The sequence below is a fragment of the Enterococcus sp. AZ163 genome, assembly GCF_050498925.1.
In the GTDB taxonomy this organism is placed as follows: domain Bacteria; phylum Bacillota; class Bacilli; order Lactobacillales; family Enterococcaceae; genus Enterococcus_A; species Enterococcus_A ferrettii.
In genome coordinates this window covers 29,640-48,099 of the sequence record NZ_JBIPAO010000003.1, presented here as the reverse complement: position 1 = coordinate 48,099, position 18,460 = coordinate 29,640, and the positions used below count along the sequence as shown (strand labels likewise).

Here is an 18,460-nt window from a genome sequence, read left to right as displayed (position 1 = left end):
TTGTCAGCTAAGAAAAAGGCTTTATAATAATAAAAGAAGGCACCAAGCTTTTGGAAAGAACGAAGGAGTAAAGAAGATGACTGATCAAATAGTTGAAGTCTTGAATCGGTTGGTGGCGCATTACGGATTCCAATACTGGTGGGAATCAGATGATTGGTTGTCAGATTGGCTTACAATGATCTTGATTCAGCGAACCAATGAAGGCAACGCGGAACGAGCATTGAAAAACCTTCAACCCTATTTGACGATTGAGCAATTGGAACAGTTAACGCTGGAACAGCTAGAGGAATTGATTCGGCCAGCCGGCTTTTATCGTCAAAAGAGTCAAGCTATCAAGGCATTGCTGGATTGGTTTAAGGGCCATGGTGGAGAAGTGTCAGCTTTGGAGCACTTCTCAACGAAGGAATTAAGAGAAGAGCTGCTATCCATAAAGGGTGTTGGTCCAGAAACGGCTGATGTGATGTTGCTATATATATTCAAGCGAAAAGCCTTTATTGCAGATACTTACGCACAACGCTTGTTTAAGCGACTAGGCTTAGGTGATTATTTAAGCTATGAAGAAATGCGTAATGCCTTACTGCCGATTCCTGAAGAGATTTCCTGGGAATTGTGTCGGGAGTGGCATGCGGTAATTGATATTCATGGGAAGCATTACCGCAAGCAGCCTAACATGGACGAAAGCTGGTTAATAAAATAGAAGGAGTCGAGAAAAATGTCATTATTGTTGTCGCCTGTAGAAATTGGTAATCTGTCCTTAGCAAATCGTGTGGTGATGTCACCCATGTGTATGTACGAAGTTATAAAAGAGGACGGAGTGGCAACCCCCTTTCACTTCGCTCATTACGGCGCTCGTGCAATTGGCCAGACAGGTCTGATTATTATTGAAGCAACGGGAGTTGAACCGGATGGCCGAATCAGCAGTCGGGATTTAGGGCTTTGGAATCAAGAACAGAAAGTTGCGTTGGAAAGATTAGTAGCTGATTTGCATAGTTTTGGAACTAAAGTGGGAATTCAGTTGAATCATGCAGGTCGGAAAGCGAAAGATGCTGTTTATCCCCTGGCTCCTAGTGAAATTGCCTATAGTGAGGATTATGCAACACCAAATCAACTGACGGTTGAAGAAATTCATCGTGTGCAGGCGAGCTTTGTTGCAGCAGCTAAACGCAGTGTCGATGCTGGGATTGATATGATCCAATTGCACGGCGCACATGGATATTTGATTAACCAGTTTTTATCACCCTCGACCAATCAACGAACGGATAAATATGGTGGGACGCTGGAAAATCGTTATCGTTTCCTGCAAGAAATTGTGGAACAAGTTCGTAAAAATTACCACGGCAGCTTGTGGGTTCGTTTGTCTCTAACTGATTACGCCCAAGCGGGGGAACAAAACAGCTTGGAAGACTGGCAAGAAATTGGCCGTTGGTTAGAGACTGAAGGTGTCGATTGTTTAGATATTTCTACGGGCGGACTACTGAACCGCAGGCCCAACATTCCGATGCATGACGGGTATCAAGTACCGTTTTCAATTGCAATGAAACAGGCAGTTTCGATACCGGTAACGGCATTGGGTCTATTAGACAACCCTGGCTTGTGCGAGTATATTTTGCAGAATAAGCAGGCGGATATAATCATGCAGGGACGGGCACTGATTCGTAATGTTAACTGGTTAGCTGACGCGGCCATTTCCTTGCATGATCAGGATTTTCAAGTATATAACGACTCTTATAAGCGAGGACAGCTCTAACATCAGATGATTAACTAAGCCCGTAATTTGACACAACTGCCGAAAAGAAACTATCCTTAATAAAAGGATCGGAGGCAGCATATGGCAACTTTATATTTTGTAAGACATGGAGTAACCGAGAATAATCGGCAACAACTGTTTAACGGAAGTCGTTCCAATCCTGGTCTTATGCCAGAGGGAATCCAGCAGGCTAAAAGGCTCGGAGCGTATTTGGAGGAAATCGATTTTGCCAGTATTTATGTCAGCCCGACTCAAAGAACCATTAAAACAATGCAGGCAATTCTGAGTGAAAATCAACACAGTCAGTTGGAAATTATTATTAGTGATGACTTAAAAGAAATGGATTTTGGTGACTGGGATGGGACCGCTATCGAGGCACAAAAGGATCATGACCAATTTGATCATTTGATGCACCAACCCGAGCTGTATGATCCAAGCGGTTTTGCTGGAGAAAGCTATCAAGAATTGTTGGATCGAGGTCTGGGTTTCTTACAGTCGTTGGACTATCAGGGAGATAAAAATTATCTGATTGTAGGCCATGGCGTGATGCTGTCATCTTTGCTGGCTTTTCTGAGAGAACAAGATTTGCGAAAAATCCGTCAAAAGGGTTTGCTGAAGAATACTAGCTTAAGTATTTTTTCTTCAGAAGATGGAGAGGCTTTCCAGCAAAAGGTCTGGAATTATTCGAAGCATTTGGAGTAGAAGGTGGCTATAGCCGCCTTTTTTTGAGTGAACTTTTAAAAAACTTGAAATCTACGATACGCAACAAAGCAAAGAGATCGGATAACAGGTAGGAAAGGTCGTTATCAAAAGCTAGCTGATGTTTCTACGGAGGTAGGGAAAATTTTAACTATTTAGATCAGCCTTTCTGCGGAACGAGAGAAAGGTTTGTTTAACTATTTCGCCGTCTCATGTGTATAAGGATAAGAATTTAGCAACTTCATTGAAATCGATATAAGAGTGCTGGGGTGAAAAGGCAATACTAGTCTTAACTTAGGGTCAATTTGAAACTATCGGTTGTTGAACTGATGATTCATCGGGAAGACTTTTCTTGAGCATTCGTGACAAATTTGACATAGATTATTCTTAATTAGTACTTAACAAATTCTCTTATATAAATAACTAATTATTTAGGTTTTTTAATTAGATTCTTGTAGTTAATGGAAAATACGACTAGTTATATAACGAAATAGAAAAAAGTTTCTTAGGTTCTAAAGAATTCTAAGCAACTTCTTTTAATAACTTATTTTGTTGAAAGTTAATAAAAGGATAGTCGTAATTGTTTCTATATAAGGTTTTTTCAGTGATTTAAACTGAAGGGATTCTCATGGTTTATTTTAGATAAAAGTTTTTATGTAGAGTTTTTTTATTATGGGATGAAATATAGAATAACTAAAAATGAAATTTTCCTTGACTGTGTAAGTTTTTTATATTAAGGTGTAATTAAATAAAAAAACGTTTTTGGGAGATGTGAACATGGCTAAGATTACAAAACCACTTGGTACTCGACAACTTCATAATATGTTGCGCAATTCGCTCGAAAAAAGAATACGCGATTTTTATCAGATTACCAATGATGGCGCTTACGTGATTCAGTGTGCCTTAATTGTGCTTCTGCGCAATGCACTTTGTCCTGCTGATTTTTCTTATTTGGCGGCTGATCTAATTCGCTCACTGTTTATGGAAAGCAAAGATCTTCAAGAAGTGAGAGAGCTGTGTGTCTATTTTCGACCTTATTTCAGTGACAAAGAATGGGATATTATACTTCGTCGATTATTCTCCAATTCAAAAAAACGCAAGGAATTAACAGAGCAAGCTCTTTTATATATGGAAAAATTCCCTTTGCTTCATTCTGGTGAGCGAGAAGTAGAAGCGAAAGCCAGCTTAATCTCGACCTTTGAAGACGAAAACGGCAAAAAGCACAATTGGACCTTAAGCAATGTTGACCCGACCCTTTCTACCCAAGAACATGAAGATTATTTATCCCTACTAAGCACCGTTGACATTCTCCAAAAAGATGGTGTTCGTCGATTTGTGACAGTTGTGGAAGTGAAATACCGTCTGTTTCGAACCAGTATTACCCGAAAAACGATAGAAGAAACGACTGCTCGAAAACAGCAGTGTGAGACTTTACCACGAGTTAAAAAGACATCTCATACAACTGAAAGTGAACAAATGAAATCGGTGAAGCCGTTAGTGCCCTCTGGGGAAGTTCTGAGCAGATATGGTAAACCTTGTAAAAATGGCGATCAAGTTATGGAAACCTATTTGCCGAAGGATTTCGATTATTCCTCAATGACTAAGAAGGAGCTGCGGGAATTTGTGAAAAGTACCCTGCCAAAAGGATCAAAGCTGAAAGATTTCAATTTTGAATTTGTTGATTCAATAGAAGAAACCGTTTCTGAATCTGAAAATGGAGCCGGTCCGCCATCAACCAATAAGGATTGGCGAACGAATCAGAATCTAGTTCGGAAGGTCAATAAAAAACGAAGAAAGAAAAAGCGAAGATAGCTTTCTAAATTGGTTTAGTTAGTATAGCTTATTTAGACCTGTCTTTGAATAGAATAAATTTTTATGAGACAGAATGACTCTTGAGACCACTCGGAAAGGGATTATCCTAAACAATAATAACGCTGGCAAGGTGGTTATTTAGTGAACCAAATTTTAAAGAATAAAAACTCTGAAGGCTAATAATAGAGGAATAGGCAGAATAGTAGATTCTGCATTTAAACTTGGTCCTTGGTCATTGAAGCTTTTCAAACTTTGAAAAGTTATACTGAAAAATACTGCGAGATAACTTACTGAAATAATCCCCGTTTTAATAAGCCGCGGGTTGTCATTTTCATGGCCTTCAATGCTCAAATGGAGGTCATGGCGGCAATTGATAGGGTCATAGTATTTGTTTTGATCTGTACTCAAAAATATATTCCAAGCTTTTAGTTGTAAATATCGAAAAATAGCTTTATTTATTTAATTTTTGTCGTATAATTAAGTTATCTGATATGTGTGATCTTGATAGATCATTATGAGAGCTTTTCTTATAATGAGCAAGGTTTTTGGGGAAGAACCTTGTACACCTATTTTTCACATATATCATAGAGAAAGCTTGCGGTTTTCCGCGGGCTTTTTTTTGAACTCACATCTATGCCCATTTATTTTTTAGTTAGACATAGAAATATTTAAGAGCAAGCTAAAAGAGGATAAAGATTTTCTGTTTAGGATGTACTAATTGGTTACTTGATAGAAAAATAATAAGAGACGGTTGGTACATAGCATAAAGGTATGGTATGGCAGGCATCAACTCCGGAAACAGTAAGTTGCTGCGTATTTTAAGGATATTAGAAATTTTTATAGTGCATTATACCAATGCAGCAGTATTGAAAAGTAGGAATAAGTTGATCATTGTGCTTGCTAAAAGATATGGGTGAAAAGTTTTTTTTCTAAAAATGCTGAAGGCTTTAATAATACAGATTGTGCCTTACATATTCTCAAAAAACGAAATTTTTATAAGAACGTAGTCATTTGACTTGATAATCAGTGGGAATTCTCACCTAAAAAGCTGTATAGATGAGAATATTTTAGTTCTTTCTTATCAACTAATTTTTCTCTTTTAAACGTACATCTGAAGCCAACGAATTCCTAAATAAATGGATAAATAAACTTTTTAAACGAAATGGAGTCTACTGGACTCGGAGTGCAAAGTTAACTATTTATTATTTGTGATGAGTGAGAGAGCCCATTGTTAAGCGCAGTTGCAACAGAGAGGGCTTTCTTATTAATAAAGGGGTAGAGAAAATAAAAAGCTATGAAAAAGTATTCTTAGTTGTACACTCTCTTATTAACTATATATCTTTTTGAAGAATAGCAGGATTGTTAGTTCGCGGGCAGCCTACTGAGAATCTTCTCGTAGTGCCGAATGATGTTTGATACAATAAAAAAAAGTGTTCTTTAGAGAGCGAAAATGGAAGAAGTGTTGGATGATGAAATTAGTGTTAGATAAGATCGCCAAGCAGTTTGATGAAAAGATTATTTTTGATAAGGCGGATTTTACTTTTGAAGCGGGCAAGATTTATGGCTTGCTGGGAAGAAATGGTTCTGGAAAGACGACACTATTCAATTGTATTGCCAAAAATATGCAGCTAAACAGCGGAGAGATTTTGTTGGATCAGGGAGCCGGTCCGAAAGATTATTTTAATACAGATATTGGTTATGTTTATACGATTCCTCATTTGCCAGCTTTTATGACAGCAATTGAATTCGTGAAATTTTTTATGGATATTAACAATGATCGTATGACGAGTAGCAAAACTCCTTCAGAATATTTAACAATGGTGGGGATTAAGGGAGAAGACCAGCATCGGTTACTAAAGGATTTTTCTCACGGAATGCAAAATAAGGTACAAATGGTGGTTTCCTTGATGATTACCCCGCCAGTTCTTTTGATGGATGAACCGCTGACTTCCTTTGATGTCGTTGCTGCTCATGAAATGAAAGAATTAATTGTGGCTGCTAAAAAGAATTCAATTGTTATTTTTTCGACACATATCTTGCAGCTGGCACAGGATTTGTGCGATGAGATTGTGCTGCTGAATCATCACCAGCTGCAGTCAATCCCTTCGGAAAAAATACATGACGCGGATTTTGAAGAAGAGATTATTCAATTGTTGCAGGACCCGCAGGAGGAGCAGGCATGATTGAGGTAATTAGAATCTCTTGGATTTTTTCCGTGGTCAAAACAACTCAAAAGGTTAACGGCTTGCTCTATTATTTGCGAAAGTTGCCATTGATTGGTAAAAAAATTCCTGTGACAGTCTACAACAGCTATGAATTGAAAAAGATTTTGACCGTACTAATTTTCATTTGGAAGGCTCTAATGACGTTGGGGGCAAAATTTCTGTGGCTGGGGTTAAGCTATGTCCTTTCTTTTTTTGCCATTCGTTTTTTTTCGGGAGGGCCATTCGTTTTGATACCCCTAGATCAGACCATTGTAAAACAGGGTTTGCTGTTTTGGATAGGTTGGCTGGGGATCATGAGCATCTTCAACGGAATATGGTATTCGATGGATAACAATGAAGTGAATTTTTTGGACCAGTTTTCTTTACCACGACAGTGTTTTGTCCGGGGGAGGCTGATGCTGCTTAACATTGTTGAGACTGTGAAATACTGGCCAGCTTTTTTTATTTACGGTTTGTTTCTGCGAAATCCGTTAACAGTAATTATTGTTGGAAGCTTATCTTACTTGGCTATTAGTTTGTTCTTTTATTGGTTGGGAAGAAAAACATATACCTTGACCCTTAGTCAGCGTCGCGGAATCACATGGACAATTTTTTTTGCTATCATTTTGCTGGTAGCGGCTGAATTTTGGCTTGATCCAACTGCTAAGGTCATGTCGGTGCTCTTACATCCTGTCTGCTGGCTCCCCTTACTAATTTTAACAATTCTTTGTGGTTATAAGCTTTTGTACTTTGATGATGAGGGTGGCTATTTGATTTGGCAGGTTGAACGGCTTCGTAATTTGGACGCTGCTGCACCGGAAGCCAAGAATTCACAATATCTGGGACAAGGCTTGTCAATGCAAAAGAAATTAGAGCTGGAAGCTGACAGCAACGAAACACTTTCCGGTAGTCAGTATTTGAACGATCTTCTGTTCAAACGGTACCATCGCATTTTGCAGCGAAACTTGTTTATCCGTTTGGCAGTGATAGGGGTTACCTGGTTATTAGTGATTGGCGGATCACTATTTGGTGTATTGAAGGACGCGAAAGAAGCTGAGCTGATCGGCTTATTGCCGTTGCTGTTTTTCACCATGTATTTAGCTTCCTTTGGTAAAACCATCGTACAAATGGTCTTCGTGAATTGTGATGTGGCGATGCTTTATTATCCCTTTTATCGTGAGGCTTCAACAATTCTGTCGGGATTTTTCTATCGTTTCCGAAAAACCTTGTTTTACAATGGCTCCATTATTTTGGGTATTTTACTGCTTTTTATTACCTTTACCTTGTTAAACCCGGAAATCCTATCACTGCAATTTTTTATGGTATTAGTACTACTACTATTTAGCCTGGCAGTTTTATTCTCCTTTCATGAGCTGTTTATCTATTATGTGCTGCAGCCCTTTACTAGTGAGATGGAAGTGATGAACCCTCTATACAAAATTATTTCCGGGATTTTCTACGGGATTGCCTATTTGAACCTGCAGCTGAATGTTACTGGATTGAGCTATGCCTTGCTAGTCTCAGGTCTGAGTTTATTGTATATAGTGATCGGTTTAGTCATTTTATGGAAAAAAGCCCCTCAGACTTTTCGTATCAAAGAGTGATTTTTTTGGGGAAAAAGAATCGTTATTTCGCAAAAAAAAATTGGGTAAGAAACTTTGATAAAATACCCTTTTAGATTTTTGAGAGTAAAAATAGTCGTTATTCTTAATTTTTTTGGTTGACAGTGAATTTTTCTTCGTGTAAAGTTTGGATCAACTTAATAAACAACTCCGTTGAAGAGAAAAGTAATCTTGGAAAACTTTTTAGAGAGGTTCTGGCTGGTGAAAAGAACCAAGGAAGAAAAGATGAACAATGGCCTCTGAGGATAGCGTGTCGATAAGTAGGCAGGCACGGTCGGTTCCACCGTTACCCGGAACACCAATATCTTGAATTTAAGACGTTGGATTAAGCAGAAGGAAACTTCGAAACAAAAGGTGGTACCGCGAGCATTCGCCCTTTTATCAGTCTAGACTGGTAAAGGGGCTTTTTTGTTTTAAAATAGGAAAAACGATGAAATGGTAAGTACAGTTTGACTTCCCTTACAGAGAATCTCGGCAGCTGAAAAGAGATAGGAAACAGCAAATTGGAAAATGGCCATTGAGTGATTTGCCCCGAGCGGAGAACGTGAGACGGCAACGGCAGCAGCCGTTATCTTGCTAGAGTATGATAGTACTCGAAGAGGAGTGGCATGAAAGTGTCACTTAAATTGAGGTGGTAACACGCGACAGGCGTCCTCAGATCCGTAATCAATAGGGATCTGAGGGCGTCTTTTTTATAAAAAGGAGTGAAGCGAATGATTGAATTGAGAAATATATCAGTGACCTTTCAGCAAAAGAATAAAACCATCGCTGCGGTAAAGCAGGTAGACCTGCGGATTGGAAAGGGAGATGTTTATGGCATTGTAGGTTATTCAGGAGCTGGGAAAAGTACCTTGGTTCGAGTGATTAACCTGCTCCAGAAGCCTTCTGAAGGGGAGGTGCTGATTAATGGAATCCAGCTGAATAAGTTGAAGCCAAAGGAATTACGGCAGGAGCGGAAGTCTATTGGCATGATTTTCCAGCATTTTAACTTAATGGATGCTCGTACTATTTTTGATAACGTGGATTTTTCCTTGAAATATTCAGGTAAAACCAAACAGGAGCGTTATCAAAAAGTGACCGAGCTTTTGGAGCTGGTAGGACTTTCTGATAAACATCAGGCCTATCCTAGTCAACTCTCAGGCGGGCAAAAGCAGCGAGTTGCGATTGCCCGGGCTTTAGCGAATGACCCAACTATTCTTTTATGTGATGAAGCGACTAGTGCTTTAGACCCTAAGACAACTTTGCAAATATTGGATTTGTTAAAGGAGTTAAATCGGAAGCTGGGTCTGACAATTGTTTTGATTACTCATGAGATGCAAGTGGTTAAAGAAATTTGTAATAAGGTAGCGGTAATGGAAAATGGAGAAATTATTGAAAAGGGCGAAAGCATTCAGATTTTCAGTCAGCCGCAGCAGCCTTTAACTAAAGATTTCATCCGAACGGCTTTGCATGTGGATCAGGCCTTAACTACTATTTTGAATCATCAAAAATTCTCGAAGCTGGCGGCTAATGAAATTTTGGCAGAGTTTGCTTACGTAGGAGATGAGACGAGTGAACCACTGATTACCCAACTGTATAGCCGCTATCAGGTTAGCACCAATATTTTATACGGAAATGTGGAAATTTTACAGGAGGTACCAATTGGCCGCTTGATTGTTCGCCTGACAGGAGAACAGCACCAACGGAAAAAAGCGTTGGAATTTTTACAGCAGTACCAAGTCGAGGCAACGATTTTGAAACGACCAGAACAGTCATCACCGATTCGGTTGGTTGAAAGGGGAGGAGAATAATAATGCATTTGTTAGAAACGTATTTACCAAATGTCAGTGAAATACCACAGGAATTCGTGACGGCTACTTGGCAAACCTTGTACATGGTTTTTTGGACCGCGTTAGTTGCCGGAATTTTAGGAATTGCCTTGGGCGTACTGCTGGTGGTGATCCGTCCGGATGGACTATTGGCTAATCGTGGTATTTATGAGATTTTGGATAAACTGATCAACATTGTTCGCTCGATCCCTTTTATTATTTTGCTGACGCTGTTAGCAGTTTTTACTCGATTTTTAGTAGGAACAACTATTGGTGAAAAGGCAGCGCTGGTACCGCTAATTATTGGGGTAATTCCTTTTTTTGCTCGGCAAATCGAAAATGCTTTATTGGAGGTTGATCCTGGGGTGATTGAGGCCGCTCAGGCGATGGGGACTAGTCCAGCTGGTATTATCTTTCGCGTTTATCTTGTGGAGGGATTAGCCGCAATTATCCGAGCATCTGCAGTCACTATCATCAATGTCATCGGCTTGACAGCTATGGCCGGAGCGGTAGGGGCTGGTGGATTAGGCAACTTGGCCATCACTCGCGGATATAATCGATTTCAAACCGATGTTACCTTGGTCGCTACACTGTTAATCCTAGTATTAGTTTTTATCAGTCAATTTATTAGTAATTTAGTTATTAAAAAAATCAGTCATTAAACGGAGGAAAATTAGATGAAAAAAGTCAGTACATTTATTTTAGGGGCCGTGTTATTACTGGCCATCACCGGCTGCTCCAGTGGGAATGGCAAAACAGAAGCTAAGGATCAACAAGTTGTGAAGCTAGGTGTAATTGGTGCGGACACTGATGTTTGGGACGGTGTTAAGGAACGCTTGAGTAAAGAGGGGATCGATTTAGAATATGTAAAATTCAGCGATTATAATCAGCCTAATGCAGCTTTGTCTGATGGTTCGATTGATCTGAATTCGTTTCAGCATCAGTTTTTCTTAGATAACTACAATGAAGAGCACGGGACAGATTTAGTTTCTATTGGTAATACAGTGAGTGCACCGCTAGGTATTTATTCCGACAAGATTAAGGATTTAAAGGAACTCAAAGAAGGCGATAAGGTTGCGATTCCTAATGATGTTACTAACGGTGGTCGGGCATTATTGCTGCTGCAATCCGCAGATTTGATTAAGGTAGATGAAGCCGCAGGTCAAACCCCAACTGTTTCTGATATTACTGATAATCCTCTAAAGCTGGAAATTTCTGAATTGGATGCTTCACAGACAGCCCGATCTTTATCAGATGTAGCAATTTCAGTCATCAACAGCGGTATGGCTGTGGATGCTGGTTTAGCACCGAAGAAGGACGCGATTTTCCTGGAACCAGTTGATGAGCGAGCAAAGCCGTACGTCAATATTATCGTAGCTCGTAAAGAAGATGCAGACAACGATGTTTATCAAAAAGTAGTGGCCGCTTATCAAACAGAAGAAACGGCTAAAGATATTGAGAGTACCTCAAAGGGTTCGAATGTCCCAGCTTGGGAAACCTTTGGCAAAAAATAATTGGAGGAATTTTTTATGACGACAAATACACTAGAGGAAACACAAATTATCCAGGAATTTATTGCAAATCGTTTAGTCCATTATCAAGAATTGGCGTTGGATATTCACGACCATCCGGAGGTCAGCAATTACGAGTTTCACGCAGCAGATGTTTTAGGCAGACAGCTGCAGGCAGAGGGCTTTGCGGTTAAAACTGACGTTGCCGGACACCGCACTGGTTTTGATGCACGTTATAAAAGCGCAAAACCTGGACCGACGATTGTCTTTTTAGCGGAGTATGATGCTCTGCCAGGAATTGGGCATGCTTGTGGACATAATTTATTTGGAACTACCTCTCTTTTAGCAGCCAGCGCACTTAAGAAATTAATTGATCAGACAGGCGGTGAAATTCGCGTGTACGGAACACCGGGAGAGGAAGGCGGTGAAAACGGCTCAGCTAAAGGTAGTTTTGTACGAGAGGGCTTTTTCACTGACGTGGATGCAGCTTTGTGTGTGCATCCAGCGCATCGCTACAGTCAGACTTTACCTTCACTAGCTAATGATCCGGTCGATGTGAAGTTTTACGGACGAGCTTCTCACGCAGCAGCGGCACCTGAAAAAGGGATTAATGCTTTAGATGCGATTTTACAGGTTTACAATAGTGTGAATGCGCTGAGACAGCATTTACCTCTGGATGTAAAAATCCATGGAGTAATTACCAATGGTGGTGTGGCCGCCAATGTCGTTCCTGAATTCGCTTCAGCTCGTTTTTACCTGCGGGCAGCAAGCCGTAAAACCTTAAACGAGGTTTATCAAAAGTTTGATCAGATTGTCCAGGGGGCGGCCTTAGCTACTGGCTGTACGTATGATTTTGGGCTCTTCCAAAACTCGGTGGATGATACGGTTTTAACACCGCTTTTTGATGAAGTTCTTTTCAAACATTTAACAGAGTTAGACATACCAGCAACGGAAATCAGTACGGAAATTCCTGATAGCTATGGTTCTTCAGACGTAGGAAATGTGAGTCAGGTAATTCCTACCATTCAGCCGACCGTATCGATTTCAGATGATTACATTGCGGGACATAGTGAGGAATTCAAAGCGGCCGCTCGCAGTGAAAAGGGCTTAGCATCAATTGCTATCGGTGCTGAATTGTTGGCAAAAACGGCGTTGGACTTAATCCAAAATCCAGAGCTGCTGCAAGCCATTAAAGAGCAGCATCAGGAAAATCTGGAGGCGCAGAATACTTAAGTCATAAAAAACTACTAAAAGGAGAAAAAAATGAAGTTAACTAAGTGGCTCTCAATTGGAGTTGTTTTATTAGGTGGAGTACTTGTCTTAACCGGGTGCGGACAGGCCAAAAGTCAAACAGTGGAAGATCAAAAGGTGGTCAAACTAGGAGTCGTTGGTGAAAACAATGAACCTTGGGAATATGTGAAAAAAGAATTAGCTGACAAAGAAAATATCCAACTGGAGCTGGTAAAATTTACCGATTATCGCACCCCGATTACAGCCTTGGAAGATGGCTCAATCGATTTGCATGCGTGTTTAACCGAAATTTTTATGGACACAGTTAATGAGGAAAGCGGCTATGACAATACAACAATCGCTTATACGACGCTAAATCCATTAGGTGTTTATTCCAATAAAATTAAGGATCTTAAAGAATTAGAGGATGAAGCAATTGTTGCTGTACCTAACGATGTTTCTAACCAAAGTCGAGCGCTGCTTTTATTGCAAACCGCTGGATTAATCAAGGTAAATCCTGACAAAGGACTGCTGCCCGATATTAGTGATATTATCGAAAATCCGAAAAAATTGACCTTTAAATCGCTGGACTCTAATCAAACTGCTCGTGCGTTGGCTGATGTTGATATTTCCTTAATCAATAATGGTATGGCCGTAGATGCGGGACTGATTCCTACCAAGGATGCAATTTTCTTGGAGCCTATTGCGGACAGCTCTAAGCCATATTATAATGTGATTGCTGCACGTAAAGAGGAAAAAGATTCAAAGGTGTATCAAAAAATTATCGCTGCCTATCAGACAGACGAGGTTGCCAAAATCATTGCCGAGACAACTGAAAATTCCAGCATTCCTGTTTGGGACAAAAAATAATAACGTTTAATACCTGACTATAACGAAAAGACGCTTGCAATCCATCCTTTGGCGGAGCTTTTCAATTATAGCCAGGTATTTTTTACTGTTAGAAAGCAGTGGGTTCCTCAGCCAGCAGTTCTTTACTAGCTAACTCAATAATGATTTGGATCAGGCTCAGCATATTGATTCGCGAGTTAGCATCCGTTTCATTATAGCTCAGAGGGGTATCGTTACTAAATAAACAAAAATCCGCTAAATTTGCAGTTTGATCATTTTCCTGCGAAGTAATCAAAATAGTTTTAGCCTGATTCTGGCGACTATTGTCAAAAACTTCCTGATATACGGCCAGTGGAACATTTGCAGAGGTGATTAAAATGGTAGCCCCTGGATGAATCGTCCGACTAATACTTTTGAGCAAATGCAAATCTTCGACTAGAATACAGCGGCGGTTCAAGGTATTTAAAACGGTGTGCAGGTACTTAGCGGGAATCGAACTGAGACTTCGTCCGTGGATATACAAAGGCTGATCATTGCAAAGCAATTGAACAATCGTATGCAGCTGATCCAAAGGTGCAAACGCTAAAAAGTATTTAAAATCATTGATCTGCTGATCGATCTGCTCGCGAAAAACCGTTTGGCGTTTCTTTTGCAATACCAGTTCGTTTTTGATTAAGTATTTTAATTCACTAAAACCCGTCAGTCCCAGCTTCTGACAAAAACGAACTACAAGGGTGTCTGATACAAATAGTTTGCTGGCTAAATCATGAAGTTTCATCTGAGCGATTAACGTCGAATTATCTTGAATGTATTTCAACATGGTTTGCTCATTTTCTGATAATTTTTCGATCTCAATGGCAGCGAAAAAATCATTCATGGGAAATACCCTCCTCTGATGAAGTGTAGTATGCCTTAAAGATAGTATCAATTACGAAAAAAATGGGCAATCGTGAAGTAAATTCAGTATTTTTATTTTGCCGTGATCGCCCGAAAAACCGAAAGTTCAGATCTGCAGTTTTTGCCAAAACATTATCGGTGTAAGGCGTTATAGCTGCAACCGTGGCTCCTCGCATTTTGGCTAGATTAGCCATACGAATGGTCGGTTCATAGGTTCCGCTGCAGCTGATAACAAACAGCACATCTTGATCGGTCAAGGTTTCGGCAATATGAAAGGCCAGACGAGAGGCTTCATAGCGATAGACATTTTGCCGGCCATAAGAAAACAGCATTTTTTCCCAGTAATCCAGCACCCGCGCGGAAATACCACCGCCACTGTAAAGATGGATGTGTTTGGAACTGTTCAAGAGCTCAATCATTTGATGGACATCTTGTTCTTTCATCAATAACAAGGTGTTTTCAATATCTTGTGCCATCTCCTGCAAAAGCGCTGCATCAGATTTTTGCTTAAGGATAGGCTGAGGAATGGAGGAATTGGCTTGTTTGGTCAAATACTTCAATTCACTGTAGCCAGATAAACCGATTTTCTTGCAAAAGCGCAAAATAGTTGTGGTGGAAACCGTTAGTTGGTTGGCTAATTCGCGAATTGTAGCTGTCTCAACTATTTGAGGATGCGTATAAATATACTGAAAAATAGCTTGCTCATTAGGATTAAGGCTGGTCATTATTCTATTATCTAAAAGGTCTGTTAACATACTTATACTCCTTTGGTTGAAATTTGTTACATTATTTGTGACAAAGCACTAAATCGGTAATCACTTAGTAAAATAATACAGGATATTGTATTCGTTTTCAATCGATGGCATAGTAAGACTATATTAACTGGCCATTAATAGTGAATTCAATTCAAGCTAAGGGGACTATAAATCATGAGAGAATTTAACGTATGTATCGTCGGTGGAGGCAGTACCTTTACTTTAGGTTTTTTAAAATCATTTGTTCGGATGAAAAAGGACTTTCCGTTAAAAAAATTAGTATTGTTTGATATTGACCAGGAGCGTCAGAATTTAGTCGGCAAGTTTGGTGAGATTTTGTATCGGGAACAATTTCCTGAGCTGGACTTTTCGTACACCACAGACAGCAAAGAAGCTTACGAAGGAATGGATTTCGTTTTCATGCAAATGCGGGCGGGCGGTTTGCCGATGCGGGCGCAGGATGAACATATTCCGTTGGGTATGGGACTAGTTGGGCAAGAAACCTGTGGGGCTGGTGGCATGGCCTATGGTTTGCGTTCGATTGTTGAAATGATTAAAGCGGTTCACGAGATTCGAGAGTACGCACCGGACGCTTGGATTCTCAACTATTCCAATCCAGCAGCGATCGTCGCTGAAGCTTTGCGAAGAGAATTTCCTGCGGATCGACGAATTTTAAATATTTGTGATCAGCCGGAAAATGTTGTCCGCTCTTGCAGCCGCTTGTTGGGCTGTTCATGGGAAGATTTGGATCCGGTTTACTTTGGTCTGAATCATTACGGTTGGTTTACTCATATTTACGATAAAACTACTGGTGAAGACTTGCTGCCGAAGATTAAGGAGCTGATTAAAAAACAAGGGTTTCTGCCACAGGATGCCGAGCAGCGAGATCCTTCTTGGTTAGATACTTATGGCATGGTGGAAACGATGATGAAGGATTTTCCAGAATTTTTACCAAATACGTATGACCAGTATTACTTATATCCAGAATACAAAGCAGCAACCTTAGATCCCAATTTCACACGAGCTGATGAAGTCATGGCTGGCCGGGAAAAACGGGTTTTTGCGGAATGTGAGGAAATTATCTCAGCAGGGACACTGGGAGATAAGTTTGATGATATCAGTGACGCTCATGCTGAAATGATGATTGAAGTTGCGGTTGCAATTGCCTTTAACAAAAATAATCGACACATTTTAATTGTTGAAAACAATGGAGCAATTGCTAACATGCAGGACGATGCTATGGTGGAGGTTGTCTGCGAGTTGGGCGCTAATGGTCCGCGGCCTATGGGTGTCGGCATTATTCCACAATTTTATCTTGGCTTATTAGTTAACCAGGTTTCTAGTGAAAAGCTGTTAGTAGATGCTTATTACGAAAACTCTTATCAAAAAGCGTTAGAAGCCTTTACCCTAAACCGCTTAATAAATGATGGAAAAAGAGCACGTAAGGTTTTGGATGCTTTAATAGAAGCCAATAAAGGTATGTGGCCTGAGCTACGATAAAGCCGGCGATACAAGGAGGAAAAAGGAATGAAAAAGAATAAAATAATGGATTTTTTCTCGACATTAGGCAGCAGCTTGATGATGCCGATCGCCGCTTTGGCAGCCTGTGGGATTCTTTTGGGAATCTCAGGGGCTCTGCTGAAGGATCAGGTAGTAGCGGCATTACCGATTTTAGAGACCCCAGCCGTTTTTTATGTAATTGATACGCTGCGAACGATCTCTGGGGTTGTCTTTACCTTGATTCCAGTTTTGTTTGCGATCTCGATTTCATTGGGGATGGCTAAAGAAGATAAAGGAATCGCTGCTTTTGCAGGCTTTGTCGGCTATTATACTTTTTTGGTGAGTGCCAGCACAGTGGTGAATTCCGGCTTTGGTAACTTTGAATCGCTACGGGTAGCGCCGATCTTAGGTGTCGAAACGATTGATATGGGAGCGGTTGCGGGGATTTTAACTGGGATTATTGTAGCTTTTCTCCATAATAAATACCATAAGATTCAATTTCCGGTGGCAATTGCCTTTTATGGCGGAAAACGTTTTGTAGCTATTGTTGTTATTTTAGTTATGGGTTTGTTGGGACAGGTAGCGCCGTTTGTTTGGCAGCCAATTTCTGCCGGAATTACTGCTTTAGGAACACTGATTGGCAGTGCTGGATCGTTGGGTGTTTTCTTCTTTGGTTTCTTGGAACGTTTGTTGATTCCAACGGGACTGCACCATGTGTTGAATAGTATCTTCCGAACTACTGCAGTAGGGGGCGTTTATGAAGGTGTGGAAGGTTGCTTGAATATTTTCCTTCAGTTCTTTGATAAAGTAGATATTGATACGTTACGTCCGTTTACTCAATTCTTAGGACAAGGAAAAATGCCATTTATGATGTTCGGCTTGCCAGCCGCCGCTTTGGCCATTTACCGCTCTAGTCCTTCTGACAAAAAAGATCGAGTGAAAGCTTTGATGATTGCCGGTGTAGCAGCCAGCATCATTTCAGGAATCACTGAACCATTGGAATTCTCCTTTATGTTTATTGCACCAGTATTGTTTCTTTTCCATGCTTTTATGGGCGGTGTTTCCTTCTTGTTGATGTCCGTTCTGGGTGTGGCAATTGGAAATACGGGTGGCGGTTTGATTGATTATATTGTCTGGGGTGTCATGCAGCCGGGTTCCCGCTGGTACATGGTTTTGGTCGTAGGACCTGTTTATGCCGTACTGTACTATGTTGTCTTTAAAAAATACTTAACAGCTAAAAACTTGTCGATTGATGTTGCAGAAGAAGTGGATGAGGATGAAGCAGTAGGTGCTTCATCGCTGGCTGGTGATAATTCCTTGGCAATGCAGGTAATTGCCGGCTTAGGTGGTCGTGAAAATATCAAGGTAGTCAATAACTGTATCTCTCGACTGCGGGTAGATGTTGACGATATGAATCTAGTACAGGAAAATATTCTAAAGCAAACCGGCAGCATGGGGATTATCAAGCCTTCAGAAACGCATATTCAGGTAGTTTATGGACCAAAAATTGAAAAGATTGCCGATGCAGTGCGCAAGGCGCTGTAAATAGCTGCTATGGATGAAGATTAGCAGAATTTCCTTTTAAGCCACTGCGCAGCAATTCTGAATTGACTAAAGGAGCAGTATAGGACAAAAAAATCCTATACTGCTCCTTTTGCTCCTTTTCCTAATGAAAACTTGTCTTAATGATAAACAGGCCTCCACAAACGAAAAGTGATTTCATGTCCGAAAACGGCTAGTTTGTGTTAAAGTTTCTTGATAATATAAAAAAGTAACTAAGGCTTTGATTTTTAAATTCTGTAAACTAACTTAAAATGGAGGTGAGT

At 40.3% G+C, this 18,460-nt stretch carries 15 protein-coding genes and 2 other annotated features; of the genes, 13 read left to right on the top strand and 2 right to left on the bottom strand.

Annotated features, from left to right (window positions below):
* Nucleotides 1-76 precede the first annotated feature (76 nt).
* The 11 genes from IGI46_RS21860 to IGI46_RS21810 all read left to right on the top strand — a co-directional run bounded on the left by IGI46_RS21860 (nt 77) and on the right by IGI46_RS21810 (nt 13,503).
* The gene (locus IGI46_RS21860) at nt 77-697 is read left to right on the top strand and encodes an endonuclease III domain-containing protein (protein WP_429965745.1); all 621 of its coding nucleotides are present in this window, start codon (nt 77-79) and stop codon (nt 695-697) included.
* Between the two features lie 15 nt (nt 698-712).
* The gene (locus IGI46_RS21855; protein ID WP_429965746.1) at nt 713-1,747 is read left to right on the top strand and encodes an NADH:flavin oxidoreductase/NADH oxidase; all 1,035 of its coding nucleotides are present in this window, start codon (nt 713-715) and stop codon (nt 1,745-1,747) included.
* Nucleotides 1,748-1,828: 81 nt separating this feature from the next.
* Entirely contained in the window at nt 1,829-2,449 is a 621-nt protein-coding gene (locus tag IGI46_RS21850; RefSeq protein ID WP_429965747.1) for a histidine phosphatase family protein, read from the top strand.
* Nucleotides 2,450-3,223: 774 nt separating this feature from the next.
* Entirely contained in the window at nt 3,224-4,258 is a 1,035-nt protein-coding gene (locus tag IGI46_RS21845) for a hypothetical protein (RefSeq protein ID WP_429974249.1), read from the top strand.
* Nucleotides 4,259-5,727: 1,469 nt separating this feature from the next.
* The gene (locus IGI46_RS21840) at nt 5,728-6,441 is read left to right on the top strand and encodes an ATP-binding cassette domain-containing protein (protein ID WP_207704115.1); all 714 of its coding nucleotides are present in this window, start codon (nt 5,728-5,730) and stop codon (nt 6,439-6,441) included.
* Complete coding sequence (locus tag IGI46_RS21835; RefSeq protein WP_429974248.1) at nt 6,438-8,066, top strand: hypothetical protein; 1,629 nt, start codon at nt 6,438-6,440, stop codon at nt 8,064-8,066. Before IGI46_RS21840 ends, IGI46_RS21835 begins: the two co-directional genes overlap by 4 nt.
* Before the next feature lie 162 nt (nt 8,067-8,228).
* Nucleotides 8,229-8,465 (top strand) — a binding site (T-box leader).
* Between the two features lie 40 nt (nt 8,466-8,505).
* Nucleotides 8,506-8,743: a binding site (T-box leader), on the top strand.
* A 54-nt stretch (nt 8,744-8,797) separates the two neighbouring features.
* Nucleotides 8,798-9,874 carry a methionine ABC transporter ATP-binding protein gene (locus tag IGI46_RS21830; protein WP_429974247.1) on the top strand — a complete coding sequence of 359 codons (1,077 nt, stop codon included), beginning with the start codon at nt 8,798-8,800 and terminating at the stop codon, nt 9,872-9,874.
* On the top strand, nt 9,874-10,554 hold the full coding sequence (locus IGI46_RS21825; protein WP_429974458.1) for a methionine ABC transporter permease: 681 nt from the start codon (nt 9,874-9,876) through the stop codon (nt 10,552-10,554). Before IGI46_RS21830 ends, IGI46_RS21825 begins: the two co-directional genes overlap by 1 nt.
* A gap of 15 nt (nt 10,555-10,569) precedes the next feature.
* Nucleotides 10,570-11,406, top strand: coding sequence for a MetQ/NlpA family ABC transporter substrate-binding protein (locus tag IGI46_RS21820; protein WP_429974246.1), 837 nt, complete (start codon nt 10,570-10,572; stop codon nt 11,404-11,406).
* Between the two features lie 15 nt (nt 11,407-11,421).
* Nucleotides 11,422-12,636 (top strand): M20 family metallopeptidase, encoded by a 1,215-nt coding sequence (locus tag IGI46_RS21815; protein WP_429965751.1) that lies wholly within the window; start codon nt 11,422-11,424, stop codon nt 12,634-12,636.
* A gap of 30 nt (nt 12,637-12,666) precedes the next feature.
* Nucleotides 12,667-13,503, top strand: coding sequence for a MetQ/NlpA family ABC transporter substrate-binding protein (locus tag IGI46_RS21810; protein WP_429965752.1), 837 nt, complete (start codon nt 12,667-12,669; stop codon nt 13,501-13,503).
* Nucleotides 13,504-13,591: 88 nt separating this feature from the next.
* Here IGI46_RS21810 and IGI46_RS21805 read toward each other — a convergent pair whose 3' ends face one another.
* Both IGI46_RS21805 and IGI46_RS21800 read right to left on the bottom strand, forming a co-directional pair.
* Nucleotides 13,592-14,359, bottom strand: coding sequence for a MurR/RpiR family transcriptional regulator (locus tag IGI46_RS21805; protein ID WP_429974245.1), 768 nt, complete (start codon nt 14,357-14,359; stop codon nt 13,592-13,594).
* Nucleotides 14,352-15,134, bottom strand: a complete 783-nt coding sequence (locus IGI46_RS21800) for a MurR/RpiR family transcriptional regulator (RefSeq protein ID WP_429965754.1) — start codon at nt 15,132-15,134, stop codon at nt 14,352-14,354. The genes IGI46_RS21805 and IGI46_RS21800 overlap by 8 nt, the downstream gene beginning before the upstream one ends.
* A gap of 174 nt (nt 15,135-15,308) precedes the next feature.
* Here IGI46_RS21800 and IGI46_RS21795 point away from each other — a divergent pair, with 174 nt between their 5' ends.
* Entirely contained in the window at nt 15,309-16,634 is a 1,326-nt protein-coding gene (locus tag IGI46_RS21795; RefSeq protein ID WP_429974244.1) for a 6-phospho-alpha-glucosidase, read from the top strand.
* A 27-nt stretch (nt 16,635-16,661) separates the two neighbouring features.
* Nucleotides 16,662-18,179 (top strand): PTS transporter subunit EIIC, encoded by a 1,518-nt coding sequence (locus tag IGI46_RS21790; RefSeq protein WP_207704071.1) that lies wholly within the window; start codon nt 16,662-16,664, stop codon nt 18,177-18,179.
* Nucleotides 18,180-18,460 lie beyond the last annotated feature (281 nt).

Coding starts and splice junctions, on each gene's coding strand:
- IGI46_RS21860 (WP_429965745.1), top strand. CDS start 77: ATGACTGATCAAATAGTTGAAGTCTTGAATCGGTTGGTGGCGCATTAC.
- IGI46_RS21855 (WP_429965746.1), top strand. CDS start 713: ATGTCATTATTGTTGTCGCCTGTAGAAATTGGTAATCTGTCCTTAGCA.
- IGI46_RS21810 (WP_429965752.1), top strand. CDS start 12,667: ATGAAGTTAACTAAGTGGCTCTCAATTGGAGTTGTTTTATTAGGTGGA.
- IGI46_RS21795 (WP_429974244.1), top strand. CDS start 15,309: ATGAGAGAATTTAACGTATGTATCGTCGGTGGAGGCAGTACCTTTACT.
- IGI46_RS21820 (WP_429974246.1), top strand. CDS start 10,570: ATGAAAAAAGTCAGTACATTTATTTTAGGGGCCGTGTTATTACTGGCC.
- IGI46_RS21800 (WP_429965754.1), bottom strand. CDS start 15,134: ATGTTAACAGACCTTTTAGATAATAGAATAATGACCAGCCTTAATCCT.
- IGI46_RS21805 (WP_429974245.1), bottom strand. CDS start 14,359: ATGAATGATTTTTTCGCTGCCATTGAGATCGAAAAATTATCAGAAAAT.
- IGI46_RS21835 (WP_429974248.1), top strand. CDS start 6,438: ATGATTGAGGTAATTAGAATCTCTTGGATTTTTTCCGTGGTCAAAACA.
- IGI46_RS21830 (WP_429974247.1), top strand. CDS start 8,798: ATGATTGAATTGAGAAATATATCAGTGACCTTTCAGCAAAAGAATAAA.
- IGI46_RS21815 (WP_429965751.1), top strand. CDS start 11,422: ATGACGACAAATACACTAGAGGAAACACAAATTATCCAGGAATTTATT.
- IGI46_RS21845 (WP_429974249.1), top strand. CDS start 3,224: ATGGCTAAGATTACAAAACCACTTGGTACTCGACAACTTCATAATATG.
- IGI46_RS21790 (WP_207704071.1), top strand. CDS start 16,662: ATGAAAAAGAATAAAATAATGGATTTTTTCTCGACATTAGGCAGCAGC.
- IGI46_RS21850 (WP_429965747.1), top strand. CDS start 1,829: ATGGCAACTTTATATTTTGTAAGACATGGAGTAACCGAGAATAATCGG.
- IGI46_RS21840 (WP_207704115.1), top strand. CDS start 5,728: ATGAAATTAGTGTTAGATAAGATCGCCAAGCAGTTTGATGAAAAGATT.